We start from the raw sequence: 1360 nt of genomic DNA, 5'->3' as shown, positions 1-1360 counted from the left end.
GATGTGGGGGTGTCGGCGCGCCGGGGTGGGGTCCGGTTTCGATTCCCTCTTCCCGGATCCTGGGAATACCTACTAAGCCTATAGGTTATGGCGCCTATCCTGGTCGGGACGGACCGACAGGAAAGAACCGACATGATCACCATTCGACGGCCGGCGGACGACCTGCTCGCCATCGCCCGGCAGCACGCCGACCCGGCCGACTGGCCCACCGGCGTCCACTTCGACCCGGTCGACCGGTGGTACACCCGGGTCGCCACCGCCCCCGGCCACGAGGTCTGGCTGCTGAGCTGGTGGCCGGGCCAGGGCACCGACCTGCACGACCACGGCGGCTGTGCCGGTGCCTTCCTGGTCGTCGCGGGAGAGCTGACCGAGGAGACGGTGGACCGGGGCCGGTTGCGTCCGACCCGGCTGGCCGCCGGCACCGGGCGCCGGTTCGGCCCCCGGCACGTGCACCAGGTGACCAACGTCGGGTCCGTACCCGCGGTGAGCGTCCACGTCTACCGGCCGGCGTTGCGCCGGATGACCCGCTACCACCTCGAGGACGGCCGGCTGCGGGCCGCCGAGGTGGCCGAGGCGGGAACCGCCTGGTGAGCCGCCCCGACCTGTCCCGTTCCGGCCACGCCCGACCGGACCGACCCAACGAGGGAGTGAACCCGTGGAACTGACCCACCCGGGCCGGACCTGTCCGCAGACCCCGGCCCCGGCCGGATCCCGGGGCATCGACGAGATCCTCGCCGACGCCCGCCGTACCCTGCACCGGCTCGACCCGGAACAGGCCCACGTCGCCCACCGTACCGGCGCGGTGCTGGTGGACATCCGGCCCGCCGCGCAACGGGCGGCGTACGGCACGGTCCCCGGCGCCCTCGTCGTCGAGCGCAACGTACTGGAGTGGCGGTTCGACCCGCGCAGCGCCGCGCGGCTGCCGGTCGCCGGCCGGTACGACCTGCCGGTGGTGATCCTCTGCCAGGAGGGGTACACCTCCTCGCTGGCCGCCGCCGCGTTGCAGCAGATCGGCCTCCACCGGGCCACCGACCTGATCGGCGGGTTCGCCGCCTGGACCCTCGCCGGGCTGCCCGTCCTCGGGCCGACCGGGGTGTACGCCACCCGGCCCGAACTGCCGACCGGGGTGTACGCCACCCGGCCCGACCTGCCGACCGGGGTGTACGTCACCCGACCCGAACTGCCGACCGGGGTGTACGTCACCCCACCGGACCTGCCGGCCCACCTGTCCGAACCGGAACGTCCGTCGATCCCCGACCGCCGGTGACCCCCTGCCGGTCGCGGTGCCACGAGCCCCGGCCGGTCCGCCGCGTCCCACCCTCGCCGAACCGCGAAGGAGACACCCATGTCCGTCATCGCG

The 1360-nt window shown here is 74.0% G+C and carries 1 protein-coding gene and 1 pseudogene; both read left to right on the top strand.

The annotated features are described in order from the left end of the window. The first annotated feature begins 132 nt into the window (after window positions 1-132). A complete protein-coding gene (locus GSF22_RS33560) occupies window positions 133-591 on the top strand; it encodes a cysteine dioxygenase (RefSeq protein ID WP_208817914.1) in 459 nt (152 codons plus the stop codon). Between the two features lie 70 nt (window positions 592-661). Further along, window positions 662-1084, top strand: a pseudogene (locus GSF22_RS33555) (rhodanese-like domain-containing protein); the annotation flags it as partial. Window positions 1085-1360 lie beyond the last annotated feature (276 nt).

This window comes from Micromonospora echinofusca (genome assembly GCF_017614955.1).
In the GTDB taxonomy this organism is placed as follows: domain Bacteria; phylum Actinomycetota; class Actinomycetes; order Mycobacteriales; family Micromonosporaceae; genus Micromonospora; species Micromonospora echinofusca_A.
Note: the sequence above shows the minus strand (reverse complement) of the source record. Positions and strands in the feature narration are given on the sequence as shown.

Excerpts from the sequence above, each read along its gene's own strand:
- GSF22_RS33560 (WP_208817914.1), top strand. The coding sequence starts at position 133 with ATGATCACCATTCGACGGCCGGCGGACGACCTGCTCGCCATCGCCCGG.